Here is a 522-nt window from a genome sequence, read left to right as displayed (position 1 = left end):
AAAAGTGGAACTGACGGAAACGAAGCGTAACAAGCTGATTTGGCATAGAAAGAAGGACGAGTCTAGATGGACACCACTCGATTACTCGAACAGATGTTCAGTCCGGGTAATTTAAACGCTGCGACCAAACAGGTGAAGCGCAACAAGGGGTGCGGTGGGGTAGATAGACTGACGATCACAGCGACCTTGGAAAAGCTTCGCCAGTTGGATAATGGGCAGCAACTTCGCCAGTCTTTACTGGATGGAAGTTACCAACCGTCTCCCGTTCTGGGTGTAGAAATCCCCAAGCCAAAAGGTGGAGTACGCCAACTGGGTATCCCAACCGTTCAGGATCGCATCGTACAACAAGCGATGGCACAGCTCCTGACACAGTTGTATGAGCCGAAGTTCTCAAAGAGCAGCTTCGGGTTCAGACCAAGAAGGAGTGCTCATCATGCTTTGTCGAAAGCGAGTGAATACATTCGAGAAGGGCGGGGATATGTAGTCGATATAGATCTGGAGAAGTACTTCGATACCGTCAAT

General features: G+C 49.4%; 1 protein-coding gene. It reads left to right on the top strand.

Features of this window, described 5'->3' with window-relative positions; genetic code table 11:
- Positions 1 to 66 precede the first annotated feature (66 nt).
- Positions 67 to 522: reverse transcriptase domain-containing protein (locus RMT89_RS40935; protein ID WP_315888831.1), on the top strand; the 456-nt coding region annotated here is incomplete at its 3' end.

The organism is Streptomyces sp. P17 (genome assembly GCF_032436805.1).
Lineage (GTDB): Bacteria > Actinomycetota > Actinomycetes > Streptomycetales > Streptomycetaceae > Streptomyces.
This window is presented reverse-complemented; position numbering and strand designations above follow the sequence as displayed.